This window comes from Mixta theicola, from assembly GCF_002895925.1.
GTDB lineage: Bacteria > Pseudomonadota > Gammaproteobacteria > Enterobacterales > Enterobacteriaceae > Mixta > Mixta theicola.
The window spans coordinates 211,862-238,327 of the sequence record NZ_NWUO01000001.1; the positions used below are offsets into that span (position 1 = coordinate 211,862).

The 26,466-nt window shown below is 50.5% G+C and carries 23 protein-coding genes and 2 tRNA genes; 6 read left to right on the plus strand and 19 right to left on the minus strand.

Features of this window, described 5'->3' with window-relative positions:
* Positions 1-3 precede the first annotated feature (3 nt).
* The 12 genes from COO59_RS01060 to uvrY all read right to left on the minus strand — a co-directional run bounded on the left by COO59_RS01060 (position 4) and on the right by uvrY (position 14,094).
* Positions 4-2,559, minus strand: coding sequence for a beta-ketoacyl-[acyl-carrier-protein] synthase family protein (locus COO59_RS01060; RefSeq protein ID WP_103057983.1), 2,556 nt, complete (start codon positions 2,557-2,559; stop codon positions 4-6).
* Positions 2,560-2,666: 107 nt separating this feature from the next.
* Positions 2,667-3,827, minus strand: a complete 1,161-nt coding sequence (locus tag COO59_RS01065) for an aminomethyl transferase family protein (protein WP_103057984.1) — start codon at positions 3,825-3,827, stop codon at positions 2,667-2,669.
* Positions 3,828-3,852: 25 nt separating this feature from the next.
* On the minus strand, positions 3,853-4,146 hold the full coding sequence (locus tag COO59_RS01070; protein ID WP_103057985.1) for an acyl carrier protein: 294 nt from the start codon (positions 4,144-4,146) through the stop codon (positions 3,853-3,855).
* Positions 4,147-4,166: 20 nt separating this feature from the next.
* Complete coding sequence (locus COO59_RS01075) at positions 4,167-4,715, minus strand: 3-hydroxyacyl-ACP dehydratase FabZ family protein (protein ID WP_103057986.1); 549 nt, start codon at positions 4,713-4,715, stop codon at positions 4,167-4,169.
* Between the two features lie 3 nt (positions 4,716-4,718).
* Entirely contained in the window at positions 4,719-5,474 is a 756-nt protein-coding gene (locus tag COO59_RS01080) for an SDR family NAD(P)-dependent oxidoreductase (RefSeq protein ID WP_103057987.1), read from the minus strand.
* A 17-nt stretch (positions 5,475-5,491) separates the two neighbouring features.
* Positions 5,492-5,869 carry a holo-ACP synthase gene (gene acpS, locus COO59_RS01085; protein WP_103058258.1) on the minus strand — a complete coding sequence of 126 codons (378 nt, stop codon included), beginning with the start codon at positions 5,867-5,869 and terminating at the stop codon, positions 5,492-5,494.
* 20 nt (positions 5,870-5,889) lie between these two features.
* Positions 5,890-7,530: a ShlB/FhaC/HecB family hemolysin secretion/activation protein gene (locus COO59_RS01090; protein WP_103057988.1), complete on the minus strand. Its 1,641-nt coding sequence runs from the start codon at positions 7,528-7,530 to the stop codon at positions 5,890-5,892.
* Positions 7,531-7,588: 58 nt separating this feature from the next.
* Positions 7,589-10,252, minus strand: coding sequence for a two-partner secretion domain-containing protein (locus COO59_RS01095; RefSeq protein WP_103057989.1), 2,664 nt, complete (start codon positions 10,250-10,252; stop codon positions 7,589-7,591).
* Between the two features lie 515 nt (positions 10,253-10,767).
* Positions 10,768-10,843: transfer RNA gene (locus COO59_RS01100), tRNA-Gly, on the minus strand.
* Between the two features lie 146 nt (positions 10,844-10,989).
* Positions 10,990-11,538, minus strand: coding sequence for a CDP-diacylglycerol--glycerol-3-phosphate 3-phosphatidyltransferase (gene pgsA / locus COO59_RS01105; protein ID WP_103057990.1), 549 nt, complete (start codon positions 11,536-11,538; stop codon positions 10,990-10,992).
* A 71-nt stretch (positions 11,539-11,609) separates the two neighbouring features.
* The gene (gene uvrC, locus COO59_RS01110) at positions 11,610-13,442 is read right to left on the minus strand and encodes an excinuclease ABC subunit UvrC (protein WP_103057991.1); all 1,833 of its coding nucleotides are present in this window, start codon (positions 13,440-13,442) and stop codon (positions 11,610-11,612) included.
* Positions 13,435-14,094 carry a UvrY/SirA/GacA family response regulator transcription factor gene (gene uvrY / locus COO59_RS01115; RefSeq protein WP_103057992.1) on the minus strand — a complete coding sequence of 220 codons (660 nt, stop codon included), beginning with the start codon at positions 14,092-14,094 and terminating at the stop codon, positions 13,435-13,437. Before uvrY ends, uvrC begins: the two co-directional genes overlap by 8 nt.
* 480 nt (positions 14,095-14,574) lie before the next feature.
* Here uvrY and COO59_RS01120 point away from each other — a divergent pair, with 480 nt between their 5' ends.
* Both COO59_RS01120 and COO59_RS01125 read left to right on the plus strand, forming a co-directional pair.
* Positions 14,575-14,799 carry a DUF2594 family protein gene (locus COO59_RS01120; protein ID WP_103057993.1) on the plus strand — a complete coding sequence of 75 codons (225 nt, stop codon included), beginning with the start codon at positions 14,575-14,577 and terminating at the stop codon, positions 14,797-14,799.
* Positions 14,800-14,866: 67 nt separating this feature from the next.
* Positions 14,867-15,202, plus strand: coding sequence for a GlpM family protein (locus tag COO59_RS01125; RefSeq protein WP_103057994.1), 336 nt, complete (start codon positions 14,867-14,869; stop codon positions 15,200-15,202).
* 11 nt (positions 15,203-15,213) lie between these two features.
* Here COO59_RS01125 and COO59_RS01130 read toward each other — a convergent pair whose 3' ends face one another.
* The 3 genes from COO59_RS01130 to COO59_RS01140 all read right to left on the minus strand — a co-directional run bounded on the left by COO59_RS01130 (position 15,214) and on the right by COO59_RS01140 (position 17,987).
* Positions 15,214-15,816: an acyl-homoserine-lactone synthase gene (locus COO59_RS01130; protein ID WP_103057995.1), complete on the minus strand. Its 603-nt coding sequence runs from the start codon at positions 15,814-15,816 to the stop codon at positions 15,214-15,216.
* A gap of 129 nt (positions 15,817-15,945) precedes the next feature.
* Entirely contained in the window at positions 15,946-16,668 is a 723-nt protein-coding gene (gene sdiA, locus COO59_RS01135) for an autoinducer binding domain-containing protein (RefSeq protein ID WP_103057996.1), read from the minus strand.
* Between the two features lie 620 nt (positions 16,669-17,288).
* The gene (locus COO59_RS01140) at positions 17,289-17,987 is read right to left on the minus strand and encodes an extensin-like domain-containing protein (protein WP_103057997.1); all 699 of its coding nucleotides are present in this window, start codon (positions 17,985-17,987) and stop codon (positions 17,289-17,291) included.
* Positions 17,988-18,284: 297 nt separating this feature from the next.
* Here COO59_RS01140 and cycA point away from each other — a divergent pair, with 297 nt between their 5' ends.
* Positions 18,285-19,679 carry a D-serine/D-alanine/glycine transporter gene (gene cycA / locus COO59_RS01145; protein ID WP_103057998.1) on the plus strand — a complete coding sequence of 465 codons (1,395 nt, stop codon included), beginning with the start codon at positions 18,285-18,287 and terminating at the stop codon, positions 19,677-19,679.
* Positions 19,680-19,826: 147 nt separating this feature from the next.
* Here cycA and rutR read toward each other — a convergent pair whose 3' ends face one another.
* Both rutR and COO59_RS01155 read right to left on the minus strand, forming a co-directional pair.
* A complete protein-coding gene (rutR, locus tag COO59_RS01150; RefSeq protein WP_103057999.1) occupies positions 19,827-20,456 on the minus strand; it encodes an HTH-type transcriptional regulator RutR in 630 nt (209 codons plus the stop codon).
* 197 nt (positions 20,457-20,653) lie between these two features.
* Positions 20,654-21,544 carry a DMT family transporter gene (locus COO59_RS01155; RefSeq protein ID WP_103058000.1) on the minus strand — a complete coding sequence of 297 codons (891 nt, stop codon included), beginning with the start codon at positions 21,542-21,544 and terminating at the stop codon, positions 20,654-20,656.
* A gap of 288 nt (positions 21,545-21,832) precedes the next feature.
* On the opposite strand from COO59_RS01155, the gene wrbA reads away from it, so the two are divergent.
* The 3 genes from wrbA to COO59_RS01170 all read left to right on the plus strand — a co-directional run bounded on the left by wrbA (position 21,833) and on the right by COO59_RS01170 (position 24,127).
* Entirely contained in the window at positions 21,833-22,432 is a 600-nt protein-coding gene (wrbA, locus tag COO59_RS01160; RefSeq protein ID WP_103058001.1) for an NAD(P)H:quinone oxidoreductase, read from the plus strand.
* A gap of 24 nt (positions 22,433-22,456) precedes the next feature.
* A complete protein-coding gene (locus tag COO59_RS01165; protein WP_103058002.1) occupies positions 22,457-22,687 on the plus strand; it encodes a YccJ family protein in 231 nt (76 codons plus the stop codon).
* Between the two features lie 63 nt (positions 22,688-22,750).
* A complete protein-coding gene (locus tag COO59_RS01170; RefSeq protein WP_103058003.1) occupies positions 22,751-24,127 on the plus strand; it encodes an NAD-dependent succinate-semialdehyde dehydrogenase in 1,377 nt (458 codons plus the stop codon).
* 59 nt (positions 24,128-24,186) lie between these two features.
* Here COO59_RS01170 and agp read toward each other — a convergent pair whose 3' ends face one another.
* On the minus strand, positions 24,187-25,848 hold the full coding sequence (gene agp / locus COO59_RS01175) for a bifunctional glucose-1-phosphatase/inositol phosphatase (protein ID WP_103058004.1): 1,662 nt from the start codon (positions 25,846-25,848) through the stop codon (positions 24,187-24,189).
* Positions 25,849-26,213: 365 nt separating this feature from the next.
* Positions 26,214-26,301 (minus strand) — tRNA-Ser (locus COO59_RS01180).
* Between the last annotated feature and the right edge of the window lie 165 nt (positions 26,302-26,466).

Here is a 26,466-nt window from a genome sequence, read left to right on the forward strand (position 1 = left end):
CGGCTATCCTTTGATGACCAGTGCATAATAGTTTCCGGATTCATTTGCGCCCAGTAATAACGCGAGCTTAATCGGTATGTTCAGCGGCTCACGCACAAAATTAAGGCGATCATCGCAAAACAGCTGCGTATGAGGGATCGCCGGCACCCGCTGCTGCCTGAAACAGTCAACCAGCACCGCCAGATTCAGCAGCCCGGCGCTGGAGGCCACAAAACCAAAGAAGGCGTTATAGTTCACCACCGGTACCTGCGGCTTTTCGTACTGGAATGATTGCCAGATAGCGTCAATTTCCACGTGGGAATGTTGCTGGCTGCCGTTACTGCTGCCGCAGACCAGATCAATATCTTTTGCCGTTATGCCGGCATCCGTCAGGGCGCGGTCGATCGCCAGCGTCAACGCTTGGGCGTTCTCGCTTAGCTGCTCCGCGGCAAAATAGCCGTTGCTGCAGGATTTGCCGTAACCCACGATTTCCGCCAGAACCGCCGCTCCCCTGGCTTCGGCGGTCTCCGGCGCTTCCAGCAGCAGCATGCAGGCCCCTTCTCCCGGCACAAAGCCCGACGACGCATTACCGTAAATCTGGTAATCCCGCGCATCCGCAGTCATATGCAGCTTTTGCGTAACGGCATCCATATACAGCGCCATTGAAGGGAAGTATTCATCCGCACCGCCAACGATTACCTGAGATTGCAGGTTCTGTCGGATGATTTCATAGCCATAGGTCAATGCGCCCAGCGCGGCATTCTCGCCGGTTGCCAGCGTGGTGGTATACCCTTTGATGCCTTCGGAAATGCCACAAAAGGTAGCAATCGCATTCATCAACGAGCCGGGGAATTCGGAGGTGCGCACCTTGCACGGATCGGGCTGCAGGCTTTGCAGATATTTCCATGTGGTTTCCTGCGAGCCGCGCGACATACCCATAATCAGGCCAATCTCGTCGCCATCTTTCCTGATCTTACGCCTGGCGCTGGTTAACGCCGCTGAGAGCGCAATCAGCGCAAATGTCCCGCCACGCGTGGCCTTACGCCGATCGTAACGGCGCAGATGCTGGCGCGGCTCCAGTCCGGTAACCTGGAAGGTTTTAAAGTTTTCAGTCTGCTCCGGCAAAAGAGGAGTGACGTCAGGCAAACTATAGCCCAGCACGGTTTCAAACTGTCGGGTGGCACGTAAAACCTCAAGCAGTTCTCTCACCTCCGCCAGCGTATCCTGATGAAACACTACCGGCTGCAGCGCGACCGGCTTTTGATACGACCAGATAGCCTCCAGCATTTCATTTAGCGTGTGCCCAAGCGCGGTAATCGCCCCTATGCCGGAGATAGCCACGCGCTTTTCCTGATAGGCCGTAACGGGTACTGATGCAGGCTGCGTACTGACCACCAGGCTGCAGTTATTGCCGCCAAAGGCATAGTTGTTTTTGACGAAAATATTGACCTCTTGCTCGCGAAAGTCGTTGGCCACGTAATCCAGGTCGCAGTTAACACGAGGCGTACCAAAATTCAGCGTCGGCAGAATCTTCTTTTCGGGTAAGGTCACCAGACAGGCGATTAATTCCACCATGCCCGCCGCGCCAATTGTATGGCCGAACCAGGATTTAGTGGAGCTAACGGGCAGGCTGGCGCTGTGTGGGAAAACTTTTTTCACCGCCAGCGTCTCAATGCGATCGTTAGCTTCGGTGCCGGTCCCGTGCAGATTGACATAATCGACCCGATCCGGCGCAATGTCGGCATTGTGCAGCGCTTTTATCATCACCTGTACGGCTCCGTTCGCGCGCGGATCCGGTCCGGTTTCATGCCAGGCATCGCAGGAAGTGGCGTACGAGAGGATCTCAGCGTAGAGGGTTGCGCCACGATCAACGGCGTGCTGATACTCTTCCAGCACGAGGGCACCCGCGCCTTCGCCAATGGACATTCCCGGCGTGCCGGAAAAAGGCGTACAGGATTCAGGATGCATCACGTTAAGCGCATAAAATCCGGCGAAGGTCGGTAAATAAATCGGTTCGGTTCCTGCCGCCAGCATAATTTGGCTTTTGCCATTCTGGATATAATCAAATGCCATACCTATCGCATTTGGGCTGGCGGTGCATGCCGTTGCCACAAGCTCGACGCCGCCCTTCAGGCGCAGCAGGCTGGAGACGCTGGCGCAGCAGGAGGAAAAGCCGCCGGAAAAGATCGCTTTTGCCAGCGAGAAATCCTGCATACGCCGTTCGAAGAGCGGCAAAAAAGCCTCGGTTCCGGCTGAGGAAACGCCAATAATCAGTCCGGTTTCATCAAGGCTCGCCTGATGATTGATCAGCCCGGCCTGCGTCAGCGCATCTTTGCCGACCTTATAGGCCCAAAGCGCAGCATTATCGAGTGAGTTAATGATTTCGTCCGAAAGGCCAGGATAATCCCCCGGCCCCTGGACTTCCGCAGCGCGCGCATTGGCAAACCAGCGGGAAAAACGCTGGCTGTCAGATATGGCGCACTGTTTATTGAATAAGGCCTGACGAAATTCCGCGATATTATCAGCCAGCGGTGACAATATCCCCATTCCGGTAATTACGACTCTTTTTCTGTTGTTCATCTGTTCATCCGTGACGAAAATAACTTAATTAGCGATGGCGAATATTCAATGCGTCAGGTTTTAGCCAATATCGCCGCATTAAGCTCACATCATTACTGTCTTATTATCTATTCCGCACGGCGAAGTTTCGTGGCATCAATAAAACTGTGTTCCGTTGGGCTTACCCGCATACTGAGGTTGTAGAGGAAAGGCAGATTTTGCGTCATGGCCGCGACATCGCCCTGAGCGGTTTGCAAAGTAAAGCCCTGAATATCAGAATAAGCATAGGCGGCATCGATCATCGCCAGGGCAACCATCGACTGCCGGGCGGGGGAATAGGTGCTTTTTACAATCTGCCCCACCCTCTTTTTATCAACCAGCACCTTATCATTCACCTTAAGCGCTGCGCATTCGCCCAGCGGGATGATGCCGATAAGCCTGCGCGTGACGCCGTTACGGGAGATCTCCTCTACCGCCGTTTTACCGATAAAGTTTTCTTTATCATACTGAATGGCCCATTGCAGCTGCATCTCAACAGGGTTACGCAACCCGTCCATGCAGCCAGATGCGTCCCAGCAGGGGTTCTCTATCCTTACGGTTTGCTGATAATCGAGGCCGCCGGTTTTCAGCTGGAATTTTTCCCCGACGTCAAGCAGTTGCAGCCACAGATCCGCCAGCCTGGCTTGCTCGCCCACCATTAAATAGGCATATTCACCATGTTTACCGCAGCGGAAAAGTATCAGCTCTTCTGCGGTATGCATAAATTCATGGTAGGGCAAACCGATAACATCAAACCCATAAATTTCCGCCAGCACTTCCCAGGAATAAGGCCCTTCCAGCAGCACCGCGCCCCAGCGCGCTTCATCCAGCGCGTCGATTTCCGGTATTTGCTGAATATCCAGCTCTTCGGCTTTATTTAAGGCCGCATGTAAACAGGCAATAACGTCTGCGGAGGTCATATTTTCCGTCAGAAGATAATAGCCCTCTTCTGCGCAAAGAATATAAACATCACCGCGCAGGACTCCCTCGTCATTCAGCACCAGTGAGTAAAGCGCCTGTTCATCACGCAGGGTAGAAACATCGGCAGTAACGCAATAATTAACCAGCGCCCAGGCGTCCTCGCCCATTACGCTGACAATAGACATATGCGAGTAATCAACCAGCAGCGCATTTTCCCTCACGGCCTGATATTCAACGGCCGGGCTGTGATAAGAAGCCGGCACTGTTTTCTCATTATACCGGCCCATTTTAGCCTGGTTAGCTAAATGCAAATCATGAAGCACTTTCATCGTGTGTTCCCCCGGTCGCGTTTTGTTATGGCCGCTCAGCGGCTCTTTTTTTCTGAATAATAAAAGAGGCCAGATTATTAATGGTACGCATGTAGGCAGGATCGTCCCCTTCACTAACCTGAATATTAAACACCTTATCAAGCAGCACTAAAATTTCTGTCGCATCGACAGAGTCAAGCCTCAGGCCATTGCCAAACAGCGCCGTATCGTCATCAATCTGATCGGCCTCGCGTTGAATATTTAACCGCTGGATAATTTCGGTTTTGATGGTCAGCAAGATTGCTTTACGCTCTACTATATTTTCTTGCATCGTTTCCATGATGATCTCCCCTATTGTTATTATTTCACTTCTCGATAATTAATAATGGTCCCTTTACTAATCACTTTTTTCCCAACGTGAGCGCAAACGGCGTAATGTTTAAACCCATTGTCATCTGAAAACGTTAGCTGGCTTGTTACCTCGATGGTGTCCCCTGGATACGCGATATTTTTAAATTTTAAATTCTGCGCAGCTAAAACGCCCTGTACCTGAGCGCGGCGCAGGCGAATAATCTCACGCAGATTTTCATCATTGAGTTTATTGCAAATATCACGCAGCGATTGCAAATTATCGCCGTGACGTTCGCGGTATATATCGCATATGTCCGTCAGGAAAGATAAATATTCACTTGCCTGCCCAAAAATCTCAGAAATAATCGCACCCGGCATAATCGGATTATCCGGGAAGTGCCCCAGCATATACGGCTCATTATAGGTAACGTGTTTGATAACCTGTATCGATCCTTTTTCGCCATATTGATAGCTATTGATGCGGTCAACCATCAGCAAAGGCTGCCGCCAGCCGCCCATTTCCAGAAAAATCTGCGGCGGGATGATATATTTATTCATACGTCACCGCATCACCAGGCCGCCGTCAATGACAAGAGTCTGCCCCACAATATAGCTCGATGCGGAGGAGCTTAAATAAACTATGGTATCGGCGACCTCTGCGCAGCGCCCCAGTCGTTTCAGTGGAATAGTATTAATCACCTCCCTGACAACGGTACGGGAGACTTTTTTAACCATTCTGGATTCAATCATCCCTGGCGCTACCGCGTTGACACGCACGCCTTTTGGCGCCATTTCAGCAGCCAGCGTGCGCGTAAATCCGAGAATGGCGCTTTTAGATGCGCTGTAATTAATCTGACCCGGACTGGGAACAATCGCCGCAATGGAAGCGACATTAATAATCACCGGCGCCTCAGAAGCCCTTAGCAGCATCAAGGCTGCCTGAGTCAGCCTGAAGATCGTCAACAGGTTAGTTTCTATAACGCTACTGAACGATTCACAACTCATCGTGGCAAACAGGCTATCTCTTACTATGCCGGCGTTATTTATCAGAACATCAATTTTCCCCGCCGTTTCAGCCAGATAACTACAGAGTTGCTTAATCGCCTCTTCATTGGCTAAATCACACTGCATAATATGAAGATTTCCGCCCTGCGGATGATTATTTTTTAATTCAGTCAGCGCCTCGTCGTGTGATTTATACAGGGCATAAACCTGACATTCCTGTCGCAGGAACTGCTGACAAACAGCCAGACCAATATCCCCACTGGCCCCGGTAACCAGCACGGACTTATTGCTAAGGTCATTATATTTATACATATTCACGCTCTGTTAGATTAATTATGTGTAACAACGGCAACTACGGCAATAGCATATGTTCTACAATGTGAGATGGTTAATGAGATTTGCGCGCTGCCTTTTTTATTTAATAATGCTTTTAAACGCCCATGCAGCACGATACGCGGACAGCCATATTCGTTATGTTCGACTTCGATATCATGGAAACGGATACCCTCACGAAAGCCGGTGCCCAGCGCTTTTACCATCGATTCTTTTGCCGCCCAAAACCCGGCGGCTCTTTCATAATTTGGGCTGGCAACGTTAATTTTATTGATTTCCGCTGGGGTAAAAACACGTTGCAGGAAATCCCGTTTCGAACGTGATATTGCCCTTTTGATTCTTTCAACTTCGACAATATCGGTGCCGACAAACAGTTCCATAGCTGCGTGCATCATCATATCTGGTAAGTTAAATTAAAGTTCATAGTGAGGCGATCGGTTTTTAGTTCGGATGGATAGGCCAGTGGTGCGGACAGCGATACATTATATCTCAGTGAATTAACGCTGCCCTTTAAACCTATCGTCGCGCCCATTAACCTTTTGGTATCACCCTGCTGCGAAGAATGAGACATTGAAACTTCGCCATAGTCGAGACCTAAATAAGGTTCTGCACCTTTTAATCCCGTCATGATATTAACGGTGTTCTGCAGATAAAATCCTTTATCGCCATAAAGCCCCGCGCTGTTTTCAAAACCCCGAACGTTCCAGCGGCTGCCAAGAGCCAGCTGATCCTGTAATACCAGCGTTTCAGGAGCATATTGCATGCCCAGATTAACGTCATAATATGCCTGCAAAGAACCATAGCTCAGCCGCTTAAGGTAATTAATATCGAGGCTAAGCAGATGACTGCCCGAACTGACATCACCCGTAACCATATCAGGCGATGGCTGTCCACCAAACAGGCGGGTAAAACGATGATAAACCAGGGTACCGTTCAGCATGGCGGCAGCATAGTTTTGTTTATAATTAATCCCCAGGCGAATATTACTCATATCTCGTTTTTGCAGCGCCAGCTTAATCTCATCCAGTTGATAATCGGACTTTCTTCTTAGCGCTTCGATAAATGCGCTAACTTTCTTGTCCCGGTCACGGTAAAGCGTTCTGGACGTTTTAATACTGGCATAGTGATTTTTTCCGCTATAATCCAGAACCTGCTCATCACTATTTATTCCCTGATGAGAAACGCTATGGCTGTAAAAAAGCTCATACTCCCAATAACCCAACGGGAAAGAGTAATAGGTACTAATACTGCTATAGCCTGCCGATATACTCTGGCTGCCAGAAAGATAAAAGATATCGTTAATATGAGCCAGGTTATATGCGTAGCCGGATACGCTGGCCAAATATTGCCCGGTACTTTTATCGCCCCAGTTATTAACTGACGCACGCATATTCCAGCTTGTTTTTCGGTTGGTATAGATAACTATCCTGCTATAGCTATCCCGACTACCTGGCTCGATATTAATTTTAACATCCACGCCAGGGACTCTTTGCAGATTCTCAAGGCCTTGTTCGATATCCCTGACGTTAAGAATATCTTCTTTACCAAAGGGCAGGATCGCTTTGGTAACGTCATCGCTTTCAAGGATGACATCATCAATCCTTCCAGGGATAACATTCAATCTCAGGATAGCGGATGACAAATCCTGCGGCGGAATTTCTATCCGGGTGGTAATATAGCCCGCATTAATAAAAACGTCCTGCAGCGTCTGGGCCAGTTTTGATATTCCCTGTTTCCCCAGACAGCGACCCACCGCCTCTTCTTTAATTTTTGTTGCCGCTGACATTTCCAGCGGAGTATTGTTTATGCTAATTTCATCCAGCCTGAAGCACGGTTTTTCATCAGGGAAATCAATCTCACCCATTTTTTTTGATTCGATGGTTGAATAAACATCTTTTTTCTTCACCTGGTTTTCATGACGAACGGTACTGTCATTATTGTGTTGTTCTTTTATCAGCGTATTTACGTCACTCTGCGCCACCGCTGAAAAATGATAAAAAACAATACTCCATAAAAAATTAACTATCTTTTTCATTGATTATCTCAAAAAATAAAAGCGGCAGGCGCCTTGCCGCTTTTATTCCATTGCAAAATTATAATCCAATAATAAAACCGTTATTTGACAGCGTATCCGTTGCCATCTCAAGGCCAGAAACCCCACCCAATAAAGCGGTGCTACCCCTGTTACTGGTATTTTTTGCTTTGATTACGGCTGTTCCGTGGCTGAACATATTACTATAGTTATAAATATTACTGACCGCATTAACGGTTAACTGGACATTACTGACAATATTCCCTTCATTGGTCACGTCGCCTTTAGCTTCAATATGTACTTTAGATATGCCCTGAATATTACTGCCTCGGCTATTTTTCACATCGGAATCGGTTTTGAGTATGAGTTGGTTACCCGCAGCCATATCTTTATAGTTGTAAATCATGTTTTTTGCCGTAATTGTCAGATCCCGAGCAGCACTGACGGTGTTACGGTTAGAAAAAATTCCTGCCACCGTAACAGAGGTATTTTCATTGCTATTTATCCAGCCATAGTTAGTAAAGGTTCTACCTATGTTAAGTACTAAATCCTTGCCAGCAGAGAGTATGCCCGTCGCGTTATTATCAATGACATTACCTGAGCTGTAATTACTCAGTACGTCCGTATCTATCGTCATGCTTTCGCCGGTACTTAGCATGGCATAATCATTATAGATAGCCTGCGCTTTAAGTTGTGAAAGCCCCGAATGAGCAATAATTCTGCCGTAGGAGTTATTAATAGCGTTTTTAGCCGTGATAGCCAGCTTACCAAATTCAGCAACGATACGGCTATTTTCATTGTTCACTTCGCCAGCATTAATCGTTACGCTTTCCCTGCCGATCATTCCTCCTTGTTGATTTGGCATTGCTAAATAAATTCCGTAATCATGACCGAAGTTCCGCCCATTGCTGTTATCTACTAATCCAGGCGTGTTGATGACTAAGTTTTTATTAGCGACTATTAACGCAACGCTATTGTCCACGGTGGTTTTAACATCAATATTAACATTCTGACCGACCAGCAGCCCACCCTTATTATTAACACGTCCCGCCTGCAGCTCAATATCACCTTCGTCAGAATTAATAATACCGATGCTATTAGTTAGCGCGTCTGCCAGCTCAATATGAATATTACCCGTGCTGCTTATTCCGGCCTGACCGTTCATCAGCGATCCGGCTTTAACAGAAAGGTTTCTGGCGCCGATCAGTTTGCCTTGATAGTTGTCAACCCCCCCCGTGGTGGTAAAAGAGATATCACCTTTTGATGCGATTTGCCCGGTACGATTATTTAACGAGGCGGCTTTAATCTGAATCCCCCCTTCACCGGCAATAATTCCTTGTGTATCCCCGCTATAAGTATCTGCGGTTCTCGTATTGCCGTTATTGATGCGACTCTTGGCTGCATCAATATATACATGGCCTACCGTAGAGCGGATAAGCCCCTGGCTATTTTCCAGGTTGGCACTGCTGCTGATTTCCATATCGCCAGTAGCTTCAATGGTGCCCTGGCTATTATTGATGCCGTTAGTCTCTGCACCGAAAAAGTTTCCCTTTATGACCCCGTTGCGGTTATCCAGCATGCCCGTTTGCAACGCCACGACTGTGGCATGAATCCCCACGGAGTTGCCCTTCCCTGTGTTGGTCAGGGTTTTATTATGCGTGTTTAATCCCAGGATGCCGCCAGCGGATATTTTTCCATTGTTGTTATTAAAGGAACCACTACCAATATAAACATTTTCTATTGCCGCGATATTCCCTGCGAGGCTGTTATTAATGGCGGCTTCGTTAGTATCTACATATATAGACGTACCAGAAGAAATTTTACCCGTCGAGTTGTCCAAATCCCCGTTGGTTTTTATATTAATCAGCCCGGCCGATTTTATTTGCGCATGGTTATTAACTAGTTTACCGCTGCTATCAATCTCTATACTTTCCGTTCCGGCAATCATACCTCGATTACGCACGCCAACGCCTTTTTCACTGGTAATCAGGCTGATCTTGTTAGCGTACATGCCACCAATGGCAGCAACGTCAATCCCATAAGCCGGGCGATTACCCTGCGCTTTTACCGTATCGGTAATTTTGCCATCAATATCAATATAATTGTTTCCTGCCACCAACGATAGTTCGCCAGCTTGTACTGCACCGTTGACTATAATGGAGCGTGCTAATATTTCGGTTGGCGAGGCATTTTCCAGCTGCGTCAGCGTAACGATACCGCCATTAACGTTATACCCTTTTAGCATACCGTCCTGCATATCTGGTTTACCGGTGGTGACGGTAACTTTTTCTGCATTGATAAAGCCACAGCCCTGACAGCTAATGCCATTTGGATTGGCAATGATAAGATGCGCCTTGCTTCCTGCTACCTCTAACCATCCCTGTAGGGCGCTCTGATTTTTAGAGGTAACTTCGTTAAGGATAACTTTCGCTGCTCCTGAAGTGAGATTGCTATTCCCTTGTATCTCTCCTGCCAGCGTGGTTTTTATCGCATTCTGACTGTTGTTAAAGATCAGCCCATTTTTATCAACGTTAAATTTATCATAAACATTATGAGAAATGCCGTGGTCGTTCGCTTTGTTAATATCAATAACCGTTACGCCGTTAACCACAGTAGAGGTCATATTATTGGCCTCAACCTGCGTCACACCGGTTAAAGAGAGCAAAACAAACGCCGCTAACGGATGATATTTAACGTACCCAGACTCGTTTCTTTTGTTTTTCATATTGTTTTACCTGTTATAACTTACATTATTGTTCGTGCCTGAACAGCGCTCTGACAAGAAGTATTGAAACAACAGATGTCCGCAGCTTCACTCTCCTTTCGCCCGTTTCGGCCGCAGATTTAATGGGTTATTAAATCTGCTATGCAATATCCATTTGCTAACGGTAAATCGGCCAGTGTGATTAATACACGCCCGGTTAAGCGCGGGTATCATCCTCAGAGGCAAACTTAACGATTCAATATTAATAACGTCGGCGGGTACAGGAGAAAGCCCGTAGAATATTCGCCGCATTAATAATAATAAGGGCTGGAAGATACTCTTTTAATCAGGCCGGAGTAAATCGTAAAACATATTAAAAATGGGTGGGATAGTTTATTTAACAGATGCGCAGAGAGACGGGATATATCGGTCCGGCAGCAGGAAAAGGATGGGTTAGCGATTTGCTGAAACGAAAAAAGGGCCTGACGGCCCTTTTCGGCGAGTTGCAGCAAGATAACCTTCTGCACCTCTGAATCTGGAGCGGGAAACGAGACTCGAACTCGCGACCCCGACCTTGGCAAGGTCGTGCTCTACCAACTGAGCTATTCCCGCAATCACCAGTAAACAACCTGTTGATTTTTTTGAACTTCTGGCAATATTATTGCCGTTCAATGTGTTGCATTCTACTGCCCTGAACAGATGAGTCAACCAGATTATCTTGTCTCGCCATTCGTTTGCTGCTTTTTACACCATATCGATCAGTGTTCAAACAGATCGCCGCGCGCCGCGCTTAAATACTGAAACATCGACCAGAAAGTAAGCACTGCGGCAATATACAGCGCCACCACGCCAACGGCCGAAACCAGCGGGTTGGGATGCCATAGCAGCGCAACCAACGCCAGCATCTGCGCCGTGGTTTTGACTTTACCGATCCAGGAAACGGCGACGCTGCTGCGCTTACCGATTTCCGCCATCCATTCGCGCAGTGCGGAGATAATAATCTCGCGGGCAATCATGGTCGCCGCAGGCAAGGTGATCCACCAGGCGTGGAATTGTTCCGCCACCAGCACCAACGCCATCGCCACCATCACCTTATCCGCGACCGGATCGAGAAAAGCGCCAAAGCGGGTCGATTGTTTCCAGCGGCGCGCCAGGAAGCCATCAAACCAGTCAGTAATCGCCGCTATCACAAAGATGATGGCGCAAACCATCGGCCCCCAATGAAATGGCAAATAGAATGCCAGCACGAAAAAAGGGATCAGCACAACACGAAACAGGGTGAGCCACGTCGGTATATTCAATTGCATAAGGTACGCTAACTGTCTGGCATGAGTAGGGTTTACCCGTATGTTGCTACATTGCCACCAGGGATTCAATGTTAGTGTTTTAACGAGTAAAAGATTTTCTCCGCCAGGGCGTGAGAAATGCCGGGTACTTTGGCAATCTCCTCAACCGAGGCGTTCATTAATGGCTGTAAGCCGCCCATATATTTTAACAGCTGCTGACGCCGTTTGGGGCCAACGCCTTCGATACTTTCCAGCGCGCTGGTATTTTTTACTTTGGCCCGCTTATTGCGGTGCCCGGTAATAGCGTGATTATGGGAATCATCACGAATATGCTGAATGACATGCAGCGCCGGGGAATCGGGCGGTAAGGAGAACCCCTCGCCTTCCGGCTCCAGGAACAGCGTCTCCAGACCGGCTTTACGATCGCTGCCTTTCGCCACGCCCAGCAACAGCGGATGATGTTTATCCCAGCTGACTTCCAGCTCGGCGAATACCTGCTTCGCCTGTCCCAGCTGCCCTTTGCCGCCGTCGATAAGGATCACGTCCGGCACCTTTTCCGGCTCCAGTTCCTTACCGTAACGCCGCCGCAGCACCTGATTCATCGCCGCATAATCATCCCCAGGCGTAATGCCGCTAATATTATAACGACGATATTCAGCACGCACCGGCCCATTACTGTCAAATACGACACAGGAAGCGACCGTTTGCTCACCCATAGTATGGCTAATATCAAAACATTCCATACGATGGATACGCGGTAAATTAAGCGCCTCGGCCAGCGCAGTTAGCCGCTGATGTATGGTTGATTGCTGCGTGAGTTTGGTCAACAGGGCCGTCGCCGCGTTGGTGCGCGCCAGCTTAAGGTAACGCGCGCGATCGCCACGCGGCTTACTCTGGATATGAATGCGGCGGCCCGCCAGCTCGCTGAGAGAATCCGCCAGCAGCTCGCGTTCCGGCAGGTTAAAATCAAGCAGGATTTCACCCGGTAAGGTGCGCGATTCGCTGCCCTGCAGATAGAACTGCCCAACGAACGTTTGCACCACTTCCGCCAGTTCGGTGCCGCCTGGAATTTTCGGGAAATAGCTGCGGCTGCCTAATACCTTACCCTGACGAATAAAAAGCACGTGCAGACAGGCCATACCGGCATCGTAAGAGACACCAATCACATCAAGGTCATCACCCTGATTAGAGACAAACTGTTTTTCGGTAACCCGACGAACCGCCTGAATCTGGTCGCGCAGCCGGGCGGCTTCCTCAAAGCGCAGCGCCTGGCTGGCCTGCTCCATGCGGCTAACCAGCATATTAAGCACCTGATCATCTTTCCCGGCGAGAAACAGCCGCACATACTCCGTTTGCTGAGCATATTCCTCTTCGCTGACCAGGCCGGCCACGCAGGGCCCCAGACAGCGCCCGATCTGATATTGCAGACAGGGACGAGAGCGGTTGCGATAAACGCTGTTTTCACACTGCCGCACCGGGAATATTTTTTGCAGCAGCGCCAGGGTTTCACGCACCGCATAACCGTTAGGGAACGGGCCGAAATATTCGCCCTTTGCGTGTTTGGCACCACGATGGATAGCCAGCCGGGGATGAGGATCGCCGCTTAAAAAGATATAGGGATAAGATTTGTCGTCACGCAGCAGTACGTTGTAGCGCGGCTGGTAGAGTTTGATGTAGTTATGTTCAAGCAGCAGCGCTTCAGTTTCGGTATGGGTGACAGTGACATCAATATGATGGATATTGGCCACTAACGCTTCGGTTTTACGGCTGGCAAGATTGCTGCGAAAATAGCTGCTGAGGCGCTTTTTCAGGTCTTTAGCTTTACCAACGTATATGACCGTACCGCCACTGTCATACATCCGGTAGACGCCCGGCTGGCTGGTGACGGTTTTCAGAAAGGATTTTGCATCAAAAACTTCACTCACTACTGATCAACGACTCCGCATTAAACAGGCCATGCCGGATGGCCAGATGCGTCAACTCTACGTCGCCATTAACATTCAGTTTACTAAACATACGATAGCGGTAGCTGTTAACGGTTTTAGGGCTAAGATTAAGCTGTTCAGAAATATCTGTGACTTTCTGCCCTTTGGTAATCATCAGCATAATCTGCAATTCCCGTTCCGACAAACAGCTGAAAGGAGATTCTCCCTTTTCCGGTTCAATCTGGCTCAGCGCCATCTGCTGCGCTATATCCGAAGCGATATAACGTTGGCCCGCGTGAACCGAGCGAATCGCGCTGATGACTTCCTGCGGGGCGGCGCCTTTACTGAGGTAACCCGACGCGCCTGCCTGCATCACTTTCGCCGGCAGCGGATTTTCCGTATGGATAGTCAGCATAATAATTTTAGCATCGGGATTAAAACGCACGATTTTACGCGTCGCCTCCAGACCGCCGATGCCCGGCATGTTCATATCCATCAGGATCACGTCAACCTGATTCGACCGACACCACTTAACCGCATCCTCACCGCAGCATGCCTCGCCAGCTACCTGTATACCTTTGATATCTTCCAGTATGCGACGAATCCCTGCGCGTACCAGTTCGTGGTCATCCACAAGAAGAATGCTAATCAAAAGAGGATTTCTCCGGAATGGTGAGTTTATGGGCGACACTTTAATTAACCGGCTTAATGTTACTCTCTTTCGTGACAGGTTTGAACATAATTCACCGTTTTTTTAGGAACGGATAATTGCTGGCTCCTGCGGTTGTTATTCAGCCCACGGCGGAACTATTTCCAGCCCGGCGATAATAAAGCGTTAAATCCGTTAAAAAATAAGCAGGAAATCATATAAAAATTTAAATTCCTTTATATACAATAACTTAAATTAATAAATTCTGTCGTTGTTTTCTACTGGAATAACGCCTTCGTTGCCGTTTTTATCCCTGCTAAATAGATCATTTTTTTATTTTACCTCACCGTTCAACACGATGTCTTATTCTTCACTATCCCCGGCTAACGAAGAAAACAGTCTCATAATTTATGTTATACTTTCCTGCTATCGCTGATTTAAGCAGTAGTGCAAATGCTTGTACCGTTTTAACAAGGAGAAACTATGGGTTACAACGATTTTAACACCTCGCAAGAAACCGAAAAGCTGGCGAATGAAGTTGCCTGTCTGAAGGCGATGGTCACGATGATGCTGAAAGGTATGGGCCAGGCCGATGCGGGTAAAGTGATTATTAATATGGAACGGCTTATCGCACAGTTAGACGATCCACAGCAGGCTGAAACCTTCACCGATACCATTGGCCAAATCAAAGCCGCTTACCGTCGCTAAATCCGTCAAACCCATTGATTTTACGCCGTTATTCACGCATGTTATGGATTTTTCCGTGGAGTAAACAATGGGTCTGCTGTTGAAAGCGTTGATCGGCGCACTGGTAGTGGTCGCGATCGGTATACTGGCGAAAAGTAAAAATTACTATATAGCTGGCCTGCTGCCTCTGTTCCCTACCTTTGCGCTGATAGCACATTATCTGGTGGCGACGGATAAGGGCACGGCAGCGTTACGTACCACGCTTATTTTTGGTATGTGGGCAATCGTGCCCTACTTCTTTTATTTACTTTCGTTATGGTTTTTCATCGGCATAATGCGGCTGCCTTTTGCGCTGGCCAGCGCCGTGCTGTGCTGGGTGCTGACCGCGTGGTTACTGATTACGCTATGGACACGCTGGCATTAACGCTCGTGCGCTTACCAGTTAATGGATACGCCCAGCGAAGGCAAAACCTCTTCGGGGCTAAAGCGTCGTGCGCCACGATACTTTTCTGCCAGCTCAGGTTGCTTAACCGGGATCTTAACCGCGAAAAGGTTGTCTTCAGACTGAATTAAGCCCGGCGTGAGTGGTTCGAATCCTACTTTGTGCTGCTCAAACATCTGCTCCAGCATTGGCGTAGCGGCGCTGACCAGATATTCAATGCCGGAGAGCTCAGCCAGCTGAACAGCGTGCCAGAGAATGGTTAACGGTAATTGAGCATCCACATCCAGCCGGGCTGAAAAGCGCGACATTTCCCATATTGCTTCTTTGCGATCGAATGGGACGCTGATGCCCTCAACGTTGCCCGGCTCCTGCCACTGCATTAAACGCGCGCAGCCGCAAATTCCCATACGCGCGTGCCAGGCGATAAGCCAGGTGACATCAGAGCGGTCAAAGCGGTCATACTCCTGACCCGGCGTACTGAGCCGGGAAGGTATTGACCACCCCTCACCGCGTGCAAATACGCTATAGCGATAACTGCCCAATTCCGCCAGTAACGAGGATGGCATATCCTTTAGCTGGGTCTGGATAATCTTCATCATATTCCCCTGTCGCACTCCCTCGTTTAAGCCATATTCGTACGGCGTTAGCCCAGCTGATACCCAGGCCGAAGGGTAGACAACTGGTTAACCTTGTGAAACTACTAAATTTAGTAGTTGCGCTAACGCTCACAATAAACCCATTGCCGCTGCGTAGCTGGCCACCTGGGTTTTATTCGGTGCATTGAACCGTCTCTGCAAATTCTTTTGATGGAAATTTACCGTATGGGGCGAGATAGCCAGAATCAGTGAAATTTCTACTGCCGTTTTCCCCTCAGCCGTCCATTTTAATATTTCCAGTTCTCGCTGGCTTAAGGTTATATCTAAAATGCGCATTGAGGTATCGTCTAAACGCTGTAAAGCTTGCAATGACAGTTCCAGTAGATACTGTAGTCTTAATTGCTGTTCCGGCAGTAACGCCAACACATTTACCGCCTTTTTAGAGGATGCAGATAATATCCCGATCGCCCGATTAAGCGCCATCAGCGAACAGGAAATTCCTGAAATCAATCCATGCTCTTTTGCCTCTTGCCAGAATATTTCATTCCGATCGGAAACGACATCATCCCACAATATAAATTTTCCCGGCAGCTGGCAAACCCGAAGAATAGGATCGATAGCGTAATAATTTTCATTTTCGTATCGCTTTATCCATCCTTTTGGATAGGTGGTAAAAAGAAACGTCTTAGGGCGCGTAAAGGGAACGGGATGGCGGATAAGTAAAGCAAAATGATCCCATCCCAGCGCTTCAAGCTGCTGCTGTAATGTATTTGTTAACTTTTCAGTATTATTCAGTAAAAAAAACTGTGCCTCGACCTCCTTGCGCCAGGCGAAGTAATCATTGAATTTCATTAAAGCCTCACCGGTACGCAAAGCCCGCTCGCGCCGTGGTTTAAGTCAAACTGCCACTAATGTAACAAAAAATTAAATGCTCTCGAAAAATTATTTTAATTATATTGCTTAAGCGATGCTGGATGAAGGATGGCTGCATTTATGATCCGTTAAGCAAATGTAAACTAACTGCTGAGATTGCCGCTGCGTTACCGCAGATAATTCAGTAAAATTATATTAATCAGTCCTGCACAAACTCAATATTAAGCCAGTGAGGACGAAGAATAAGATTTTTCTTAAAATTATTCAATCCCCTTATAATTTCAGCTGGATGCCGGTGGAAAGTAGTAACGTGAGCTAACCTTTTCACTAAAGAAAAATAGCTTTAATAATATTTTTGTAAAACAGCAACATAGCAAGAACTGTAACTTCAGCTGATGGTGATCGCTATTACTGCCGTGAAAAAGCAACTGCTTGCCGGTAGATTTTTTAGTTTATTTTAATAATTTTTTAAAAAAAATAGTCTAACTTCTATTAAATACTGCTAACGTATTTTGCGCCGCTTTATACAATCAGACCCCGCGGCAACGAGGTTAAATTAGGCTGCTGTCGCCATAATCCCGTTATAAAACAGCCATGATTTAGCGGCAAAGCGCGTAGCCACGCATACCCAAATGAAAATGACTGGCGTGCGCCGCGTTATAATCCGGACCCAGTGAATTTCCAAACCAGTCGCAGCTGCTGTTAAACCATCGATGCAGCAAAGCCGATTCTTCGCCCGATCTGCGCCAGTCTCGCCCCACGCCGATCCGCGTACCGTTTTCCAGCCGAAACGCCGTCACATCCCATGCGTCAGCGGTGGCATGCTCACTTAATCTTCCCTGCGCACGATGATAAATATTGCGACAGGCGTAGCTTCCTACGTGATCGATACGCTCCAGCGGTGATTTCAGCGGACTTATTACCGCTATTTTATTCGCCTGAATGACAAACATCGTAGTGCTGACCGCCAACGGACAGCTGGCCAAAAAGCTGCTGCTGAGCGTCACCCTGGCAAAACGCTGAATACGAATCGGCATTGCCAGCGGGCAGGAACCGCTGATGGCAGGAGGCTGGGTGAAACTGATTAATCCCGCTGCACGCGCTTGCTGCAGCACCGCCAGACAGGCCGCAGGATCGTAGCGAAGACGCTGAAGCTTATAACGCGTGATCGGTCCCGGCGGATCGGTTACGGCCAGCGGCGTAAAGGGATTCCAGTGCGATGGCAGATGGCGCTGTAGCCAGGGCAGGCTCGCCAGCCCGGCCAGAATGATCATCAGCGCTACCGCCATAGTTTTCATCCGCTTCTTTCCTTAATTAACCGCTACGCTTGCCTGTTAATTGTAGTCTGTAGCCCGATCTTTACCGGGAAAGGTGAGCGCTCTGACGTTTTTTGCGTCAGCGCTGGAAAAAAGTTGCACCTTCTCGCTAATTGTAAATAAATGATGCCAGTGACGGTCGGCTAATCCTGTAGGATTAACAAGAAATCATTAGCTGATAATCCGTTAATTACACTATCTTATGCCAACTTACCTGCCGGTAAGCCTGATAAATATCGGCCAGCAGAGCCGCACAACATCACAGACAGGAACCACTTCATGACAGATCAAACCAAAGAGATTCTGCAGCACGCAGAAAGCCCGGATAAGCTCCGACGCAGTCTTCATAACCGACATATTCAGCTAATTGCTATTGGTGGCGCCATCGGCACCGGCCTGTTTATGGGCTCCGGAAAAACCATTAGTCTGGCGGGACCTTCGATTATTTTTGTTTATATGATCATCGGTTTTATGTTGTTTTTTGTGATGCGCGCCATGGGCGAGCTATTGCTTTCCAACCTTGAATATAAATCTTTTAGTGATTTCGCCGCCGACCTGCTTGGTCCGTGGGCCGGCTATTTTACCGGATGGACTTATTGGTTCTGCTGGGTGGTTACCGGCATTGCCGATGTTGTCGCCATCAGCTCCTATTTCCAGCTCTGGTTCCCGGATTTTTCCATCTGGATGAGCGCCCTGCTCTGTATCGTGGCGTTTCTGACGCTCAATATCGTTACGGTCAAGCTGTTTGGTGAGCTGGAGTTCTGGTTTGCCATTATCAAAATCGTGGCTATCGTTGCGTTAATCGTTACCGGCATTGTATTAGTGGCGATGCACTACCCTTCTCCGGGCGGCGGTACCGCCTCGCTGTCAAATATCTGGAACGAAGGCGGAATGTTCCCGAAAGGGTTAAGCGGCTTCTTTGCCGGTTTCCAGATTGCCGTGTTTGCTTTTGTTGGTATTGAACTGGTGGGCACCGCAGCCGCAGAAACGCACGATCCGCATAAGGTGCTGCCGCGCGCGATTAATGCCATTCCGCTACGCGTTATCATGTTCTATGTGCTGGCGCTGATGGTGATTATGGCGGTTACGCCGTGGAGTCACGTGGTGGCCGATCGCAGCCCGTTTGTCGAGATGTTTGTGCTGATTGGCCTGCCAGCGGCGGCCAGCATCGTCAACTTTGTGGTATTAACCTCTGCCGCCTCCTCGGCTAACAGCGGTATTTTTTCCACCAGCCGGATGCTGTACGGCCTGGCGGAACAGGGCGTGGCGCATCGCGCCTTTGGCCGTCTTTCAGCACGCGCGGTACCGACGGCAGGGCTGCTTTTCTCCTGTCTCTGCCTGCTGGTTGGCGTGGCGCTGATTTACCTGATCCCGAACGTAATGACGGTGTTTACTATGGTAACTACCGTCTCGGCCATCCTGTTTATGTTTGTCTGGACCATTATCCTTTGCTCTTATCTGGCCTATCGCAAAAAGTATCCGCAGCGCCACCAGCAGTCGCATTTTAAAATGCCGCTGGGCAAGCTGATGTGCTGGGTATGTATGGCTTTCTTCGTGTTTGTTATCGTTCTGCTGACGCTGCAGGAAGATACTCGCCAGGCGCTGATGGTTACCCCGCTGTGGTTTGTTCTGCTGGGTATCGGCTGGTGGCTACGCAGCCGTAAAACAGCCTGACCGGTGAAATCAGAATGCCTTACGGCCTCGTGAGGCGTCCCGACGCTGATATAGGGTAATCACAAGGGCGAACGAAAGTTCGCCCTTTTTGTTACAGCCGCTGGCGTACCGCCACGTTTGCGTCGGAAGGAAAGTTTTGGCCGGTCTTTAGCGAACGCGGATGCCTTCAATTACCATTTGCTGCACGTTAGCCACCGCCTGATTAAAAAACGCTTCATCATTCAGCGTCTGGCCGGTAATCGCCTCAACCTGCACGGCGAAATCCGCGTAGTGCTGCGTGGTCGCCCACAGCATAAACACCAGATGCTGCGGCTCAACCGGCGCCAGCCGTTTTTGTACGACCCAGTTTTCAATGACCCGCGATTTTTCATCAATCAGCGCCTTCAGGTCGCCCTCCAGCTCGGCTTTTAACAGGGGCGCGCCCTGCAGCATTTCCAGACAGAACAGCCGTGAAGCCTGCGGATGATCGCGTGATACTTCCAGCTTAAGCTGTATATAGTGCCGAATCGCAGTCAGCGGCTGCTGATCTTCGCGCAGCGCCCTTAGCGGCGCCAGCCACACGTCCAGGATCTCTTTCAGTACCGCAATATAAAGCGCTTCTTTGGAGGGAAAATAGTAAAGCAGATTGGTTTTCGATATGCCGGCGCGCTCGGCCACTTTATCAAGGCTGGTGCCGTGCATACCAAACTGCGAGAAATATTCCAGCGCCGCGTCCAGAATCGCTGAACGCTTTGCCGCTGCCGCCTGTGAGCGGCGTGTTGGGGACTTATTTACCACTTTTACCCTGGCCCTTTTCCTGAACGATGCTCGCGCTGCATCTTAGCAGCTGGCAGGTTAAGTGCAGAAAAAAATGCGGTAAATCTGTCAGCCCGCTGATGGCTGACTATTCCCTGGCTGATTTTCGGGCAGCGCATCACGCCTCTGAGCGAGGCAGAGCGCCTGCATCAGAACCGTTAGCGCTTATTCCATGCGGGTTAGCTTTTCGCCCGCCTTTTAAGCTTAATTTCGCTGACCAACACCCCCAGCACAATCAAAGCGCCGCCTGCCAGCGCCGCGCCGGGCAGTCGTTCACCGGCAATACGACCGACCACGCCCGCCCATACCGGCTCGCCGGCATAGATAACCGTTGCGCGCGTAGGCGAAACGCTGCGCTGCGCCCAGTTCATTGTGACCTGAATCAGCGCGCTGGCCAGCCCCAGCCCCAGTGCGCTGCCCCAAAGATAAGGCGACATGGTCGGCACGCTTTCGCCGTTGGGCTGCATCAGCAGAAAAGAAAACAGAGACGCCACGCCCAGTTGGATAATGGTGACGCGACGAATATCGACTTTCCCCGCGCTGGCGCTGATGAGGATAATTTCCGCCGCAATCGCCAGCGTGCTGAGCAAGGTGGCGATTTCGCCCCGGCTAAATGCCAGACCGCCGCTCTCCGGCCCCGCCAACAGCAGCAGCCCTGAAAAAGCCAGTACCACGCCGCACCATGACAGCACGCCGGGCATTTTGCCCAAAAACGCCCACTGCAACAGCGGCACCAGCGGCACGTACAAGGCGGTAATGAAGGCTGATTGACTGCCGGAGATGGTTTGCATGCCCCAGGTCTGCAAGCCATAGCCGCAGCCAATGGCAATCCCTATCCATAAACCCGACAGCAGTTCGCGGCGCGTAAAGCCTCCCAGCGAGCGCCATGAAAATAGCAGCAGCAACAGCGCTGCGGTTGCAAAGCGCACGCCAACAAAAAAGAAGGGGCCGCTCATGGTCATGGCATGGTGCACCACCATAAAAGTGCCGCCCCAGATCATGGTAATAAAAATCAGGATGCCTTCCTGCAGCGTAAGCGTCCATCCGTAGCGAGTTAACCGACCCGACATATTCACTTATTCCTTATAACGAAGGCTGCCAGTGTGCTTGCCCCATCCCAGTGGGTCAATGGTGATGGCGGGTTCCAGGCAAGCTCGCTGTCTTCTTCTATACTCTGTTACTGATGTTATCTTTCATTGCTACAGGAGAACGTTATGACACAGAAACAATCCCAGCAGAGTAAAGACGATCCAAAACAGGCACCGGAATCAGGTGATAAAAAACCTGCCACGCCGAAAAAGTAAACGCGCCCGGCTCATCGCCGTATAGATCGACAACCTTCAACAAGGAGCTGAACAATGGCAAAAATTCTGGTGCTGTATTACTCCATGTATGGCCACGTTGAGACCATGGCGCAAGCGGTCGCCGAAGGCGCACGCCGCGTTAGCGGTGCTGAGGTGACGGTCAAACGCGTGCCTGAAACCATGGATGCCGAGCGCTTTGCTCAGGTTGGCGGTAAAACCCAACAGGACGCGCCGGAAGCCACGCCAGACGAACTGCCGCAGTACGACGCCATTTTGTTCGGCACCCCTACCCGTTTTGGCAATATGTCTGGACAGATGCGTACTTTCCTCGATCGCACCGGCGGGCTGTGGGCCTCCGGTGCGCTTTACGGCAAGCTGGCCAGCGTATTTACCTCTACCGGCACCGGCGGCGGGCAGGAACAGACCATTACCTCAACCTGGATCACGCTGGCACATCACGGCATGGTGCTGGTGCCCATCGGCTACGGTATCAAAGAAATGTATGACATCAGCCAGGTTCGCGGCGGCACGCCTTACGGCGCCTCAACCTATGCCGGCGGCGATGGATCACGACAGCCGACGGCAGAAGAGCTGAGTATTGCCCGTTTCCAGGGCGAACATGTCGCCCAGCTGGCGGTAAAACTCAACGGATAGTCTCAATCAACACAGGAGAACATTATGGCAACGCAACAATCCAAAGCACATCATGTTGGCGAATGGGCAAGCCTGCGCCATACCTCACCTGAGATTGCTGAGGCAATTTTTGAAGTCGCAAATTATGATGAAAAACTGGCGGAAGAGATTTGGCGCCAGCAGGGTAACGACGAAGTGCTGTTTCGCGCCTTCGATAAAACTGATGCAGATGTCCTGACCTGGGATGACACGGTGGTTGAACGTAAAAACGTCTAGTCTGCCATTATCCTACGGGCGGGATTTTCCCGCCCTTTTTTTATCCCGCGCAAGGAGCTTCGTATGTCAACTTACCAGTCTGTTAATCCCGCGACCAGTGAAGTGATTAAAACCTGGCCTGAGCACAGTGACGATGAAGTTGAGGCAGCGCTGGAAACGGCCTCGCAGCTTTATCAGTCAGCCTGGTCAAAGGGAGATATTCAGCCGCGCATCCAGGTATTGCATAAGCTGGCGGAGCTGATTGACAGCCGCACAGATGAGTTGGCAAAAATCGCCAGCCTTGAAATGGGTAAGCTGCTGAAGCAGAGCCGTGGCGAAGTGCAGATTTGCGCGCAGATCGCCCGCTATTATGCGGAACATGCCGAAAAATTTTTGCAGCCGGTGCCCTATCCCACCGATTTGGGCCAGGCCTGGATCGAACATCATCCTCTCGGCGTGTTGGTCGCCGTCGAGCCATGGAACTTTCCTTACTATCAGCTGATGCGCGTACTGGCGCCGAATCTGGCGGCAGGCAATCCGGTACTGGCTAAACATGCGGCCATTGTTCCGCACTGCGCCAGCGTCTTTGAGCAGTTGGTGCTGGAAGCGGGCGCGCCTGAAGGTGCCTGGACCAACCTTTTTATCTCCAGCGAGAAAGTAGCTGAGCTGATCGCCGACGATCGCGTTCAGGGCGCCGCGCTAACCGGCTCAGAGCGCGCCGGCAGCGCCGTGGCGCAGCAGGCCGGGAAATATTTAAAGAAGACCACCCTTGAGCTGGGCGGCAATGATGTGTTCGTGGTGCTGGACGATTGCGATTTAGAGGAAGCCGTCAGGCAAGGCGCGCAGGCGCGCCTGAGCAATACTGGTCAGGTCTGTACCGCAGCGAAACGCTTTATCGTTCAGCGTAGCGTTGCCGATCGCTTCCTGGAGAAATTCACCGCCGCCTTCGCAGCGGTAAAAATCGGCGATCCGCTGGATGAAAGCACCACGCTTGGCCCGCTTTCGTCAGCCAGCGCGCGCGATACGCTGGTAAAACAGGTCGAAGAGGCCATCGCCAAAGGCGCTACTCTGCACTACGGCGGCAAGATCATATCAGGCCCCGGCTGTTTCTATCAGCCCACCATTCTGACTAACATTACGCGTGTTAACCCGGCCTGGTATACCGAGTTTTTTGGCCCGGTGGCGCAGGTTTACGTAGTTGAGAATGATGACGAGGCGGTGCGGCTGGCTAACGACTCCCATTATGGTTTGGGAGGCGCGATATTTACCGGCGATATTGCCCGCGGTAAGCGCATGGCTTCGCGTATCGAAACCGGCATGGTGTTTATTAATTCCGCCAGCGATACCGCAGCCGAGCTGCCTTTCGGCGGCATCAAACGTTCCGGTTATGGACGCGAGCTGTCGGATTTGGGCATTAAAGAATTTGTGAATCAGAAACTGGTGGTAGTTTCCGGCCAGTAAGCTGTCAGATGCGTAACAAAGGGAGCGTGCTGCTCCCTTTGTTATGGCGGCGCTGGCGATCAGCTGGCGGATTCTGTCGGTTTTGCCGGGGCCTGCTGCGCTTTTTCATCAGCGGCTTTTGGCTGGGCGTCAGACTTCGGCTGCGCCTTAGGCTCGGCCTTATCGCTTGCCGCTTTATCTTTTGCGGCCTGCTCAGCTTCCGCCCTGGCTTTAGCCGCCGCGGCTTTCGCTTTGTCTGCATCAGCCTGCGCTTTTTCTACCGCCGCTTTCGCGGCAGCTTCCCGATCGGCGGCCTGTTTTTCCGCTGCTTTTGTCTGTCGGGCGGCCTTGTCAGCTTCCGCTTTATTCGCCGGTTTATCCGCTGCGGCTTTATCCGTTGCTGGCTTGTCGGCTGCGGGTTTCGTGACCGCTGCCGGACTTGCTTCCGCTTTGGCCTCTGCCGCAGGTTTGGCGGCGGCAGGCTGCAGCGCGGTGCCCTGCAGAGCTGCATTCAGCGCGTTACTAAACTGCTCCCATGAACAGAAACCATTAGCATCCGTCTGGCAGCCGTTTAGCTGCAGCGTTACGCGCTTTGGTGGATTTTTCAGACTAAGCACTTCGGCGTCACGCAGCTGATCGGCCGTCTGGTAAACATATTCAACCTTCACCAGATCTTTATCTGCTTTTACATCGTGCCAGCGCTCAAAAACAACCTGTCCGCCAATCGGCGTTTTTTCATACTGCCCAGGCAGCGTATACGCTTTGGTATCCAGCGCCGTCAGCAGCGAGGCGATGTTCGAATCATGGCCCACCATCAGCGTCACTTTTGGCGCTGAGGCCTTATCCTGATCCACCAGCTGGCTGCGAATGTAATCAATCAGCGGAGCAGCAACTTCCCGGGCAATTTCCGGCGAGGTGAACAGTGCATCCTGATAGCCGTTTTTAATGGCCGCCAGTTCCTGCCACTGCTCTGGCGTTTTAATCTCTCCCCAGGCCACCTGATCCAGCGGGAAGCCCTGGTAATATTGCAGGGTAAAAGCATCCACCAGCGAATTACCCACCTTCAGCGGGCCAGCAACGCCAGGCTCTTTGCCATTTTCCGCGCTGAATTTGTTCTGATTATCGCTGCTCAGCGCGCACTGCTTTTTGCCGTCGCAGGCCGGGGAGTTTTTATAATCAACAATTTTTTCCAGACGCTGGAAAGCTGGCTTGAGGCTCAGCTTCTCACCCTGCGCATTCAGGGCGGCCAGCGCTTTTTTGTTGAACTCATCGCTGTCGTTGGTAATAACCGGGCTGAATATCGGATCCATAGTGCCCATTTCATCCTGATGCGTTACGGTAACATCGCAGCCAGGGAACGCGCCGGTAACAAAATATTGTGCGGTCGCTACGGTACGCTGCAGGCTGTTGGCGTAGGCAAATACCTCCCTGGACGCCGGACAGGCATCGTTTTTAATCAGCCCCTGCTGCGCCAGCCATTCCCGCGTATAACGCCCCATATAGACTTCCAGCACGCCGCCTTTTATGGTCAGCTCGCCGCCCGGCACCTCCCACTGCGGCCAGGTTTTTTTGGTCGCCTGCGCCAACAGACTGCCGTTATCAGCCAGCGGAGCCCGCAGATTATGGCGGCTAAGCATTAATACCTGCTGGAGTTGCAGATCGCCATCAGCGGCGTGGGCGGAAAATCCTAAGGGTAACGCCGCAATAACCGACAATGCGCAAAGACTGAGTTTTTTGATCATTGTTACTGTTCCATTCGATCCGATGATGACTGGCTGACTGCTGACCGCAGGGCGTCAGAGCCAATAATGGGTATAACATTCCGCCCGGCGCCATAATTTGCGGCGGCGGAAGCAGGCTTCATATCGTATCAGGACTATAGCAGACGTGCGACACTGCGCTTTAATCTGATTAGCTAATTGAAAAGTAACGAGATGTTTTATAAGCGCGCCGTTTTTTCCAGCAGCGGGCGTTTAAACGATAAAAAGCAAAAGGCGAAGATGGCTAAATTTGCCATTCGGCGTGGGAAAACCGTGGGCGGTTAGCCGACGGCGGCAGGTTTCACCGGCATAAAAAAAGCCAGCACGCTGTGCTGGCTCTTAAAATTTGGCGGAGGAGGAGAGATTCGAACTCTCGGATGGTTTCCCATCGGCGGTTTTCAAGACCGCTGCCTTAAGCCACTCGGCCACCCCTCCGCAAGACAATCCGCAAACGCGTTGCTGACGTGTCATATTGTGCGACGAAGTCTAACGGCTTGATTCTGCTTGCGCAAGCCCCTTTTATGCAAAAAATATCTGACTGATTATTTTCGCAGCGCCCGATGAAAGCCTAAGCAGAACCGTTTGCCATCCAAACGAAAA

Excerpts from the sequence above, each read along its gene's own strand:
- COO59_RS01170 (WP_103058003.1), top strand. The coding sequence starts at position 22,751 with ATGTCAACTTACCAGTCTGTTAATCCCGCGACCAGTGAAGTGATTAAA.
- COO59_RS01080 (WP_103057987.1), bottom strand. The coding sequence starts at position 5,474 with ATGTATAAATATAATGACCTTAGCAATAAGTCCGTGCTGGTTACCGGG.
- COO59_RS01070 (WP_103057985.1), bottom strand. The coding sequence starts at position 4,146 with ATGGAAACGATGCAAGAAAATATAGTAGAGCGTAAAGCAATCTTGCTG.
- COO59_RS01130 (WP_103057995.1), bottom strand. The coding sequence starts at position 15,816 with ATGAAGATTATCCAGACCCAGCTAAAGGATATGCCATCCTCGTTACTG.
- pgsA (WP_103057990.1), bottom strand. The coding sequence starts at position 11,538 with ATGCAATTGAATATACCGACGTGGCTCACCCTGTTTCGTGTTGTGCTG.
- cycA (WP_103057998.1), top strand. The coding sequence starts at position 18,285 with ATGACAGATCAAACCAAAGAGATTCTGCAGCACGCAGAAAGCCCGGAT.
- wrbA (WP_103058001.1), top strand. The coding sequence starts at position 21,833 with ATGGCAAAAATTCTGGTGCTGTATTACTCCATGTATGGCCACGTTGAG.
- COO59_RS01065 (WP_103057984.1), bottom strand. The coding sequence starts at position 3,827 with ATGAAAGTGCTTCATGATTTGCATTTAGCTAACCAGGCTAAAATGGGC.
- COO59_RS01155 (WP_103058000.1), bottom strand. The coding sequence starts at position 21,544 with ATGTCGGGTCGGTTAACTCGCTACGGATGGACGCTTACGCTGCAGGAA.
- sdiA (WP_103057996.1), bottom strand. The coding sequence starts at position 16,668 with ATGAAATTCAATGATTACTTCGCCTGGCGCAAGGAGGTCGAGGCACAG.
- agp (WP_103058004.1), bottom strand. The coding sequence starts at position 25,848 with ATGATCAAAAAACTCAGTCTTTGCGCATTGTCGGTTATTGCGGCGTTA.
- COO59_RS01075 (WP_103057986.1), bottom strand. The coding sequence starts at position 4,715 with ATGAATAAATATATCATCCCGCCGCAGATTTTTCTGGAAATGGGCGGC.
- COO59_RS01090 (WP_103057988.1), bottom strand. The coding sequence starts at position 7,530 with ATGAAAAAGATAGTTAATTTTTTATGGAGTATTGTTTTTTATCATTTT.
- COO59_RS01060 (WP_103057983.1), bottom strand. The coding sequence starts at position 2,559 with ATGAACAACAGAAAAAGAGTCGTAATTACCGGAATGGGGATATTGTCA.
- COO59_RS01165 (WP_103058002.1), top strand. The coding sequence starts at position 22,457 with ATGGCAACGCAACAATCCAAAGCACATCATGTTGGCGAATGGGCAAGC.
- COO59_RS01120 (WP_103057993.1), top strand. The coding sequence starts at position 14,575 with ATGGGTTACAACGATTTTAACACCTCGCAAGAAACCGAAAAGCTGGCG.
- COO59_RS01125 (WP_103057994.1), top strand. The coding sequence starts at position 14,867 with ATGGGTCTGCTGTTGAAAGCGTTGATCGGCGCACTGGTAGTGGTCGCG.
- COO59_RS01095 (WP_103057989.1), bottom strand. The coding sequence starts at position 10,252 with ATGAAAAACAAAAGAAACGAGTCTGGGTACGTTAAATATCATCCGTTA.
- COO59_RS01140 (WP_103057997.1), bottom strand. The coding sequence starts at position 17,987 with ATGAAAACTATGGCGGTAGCGCTGATGATCATTCTGGCCGGGCTGGCG.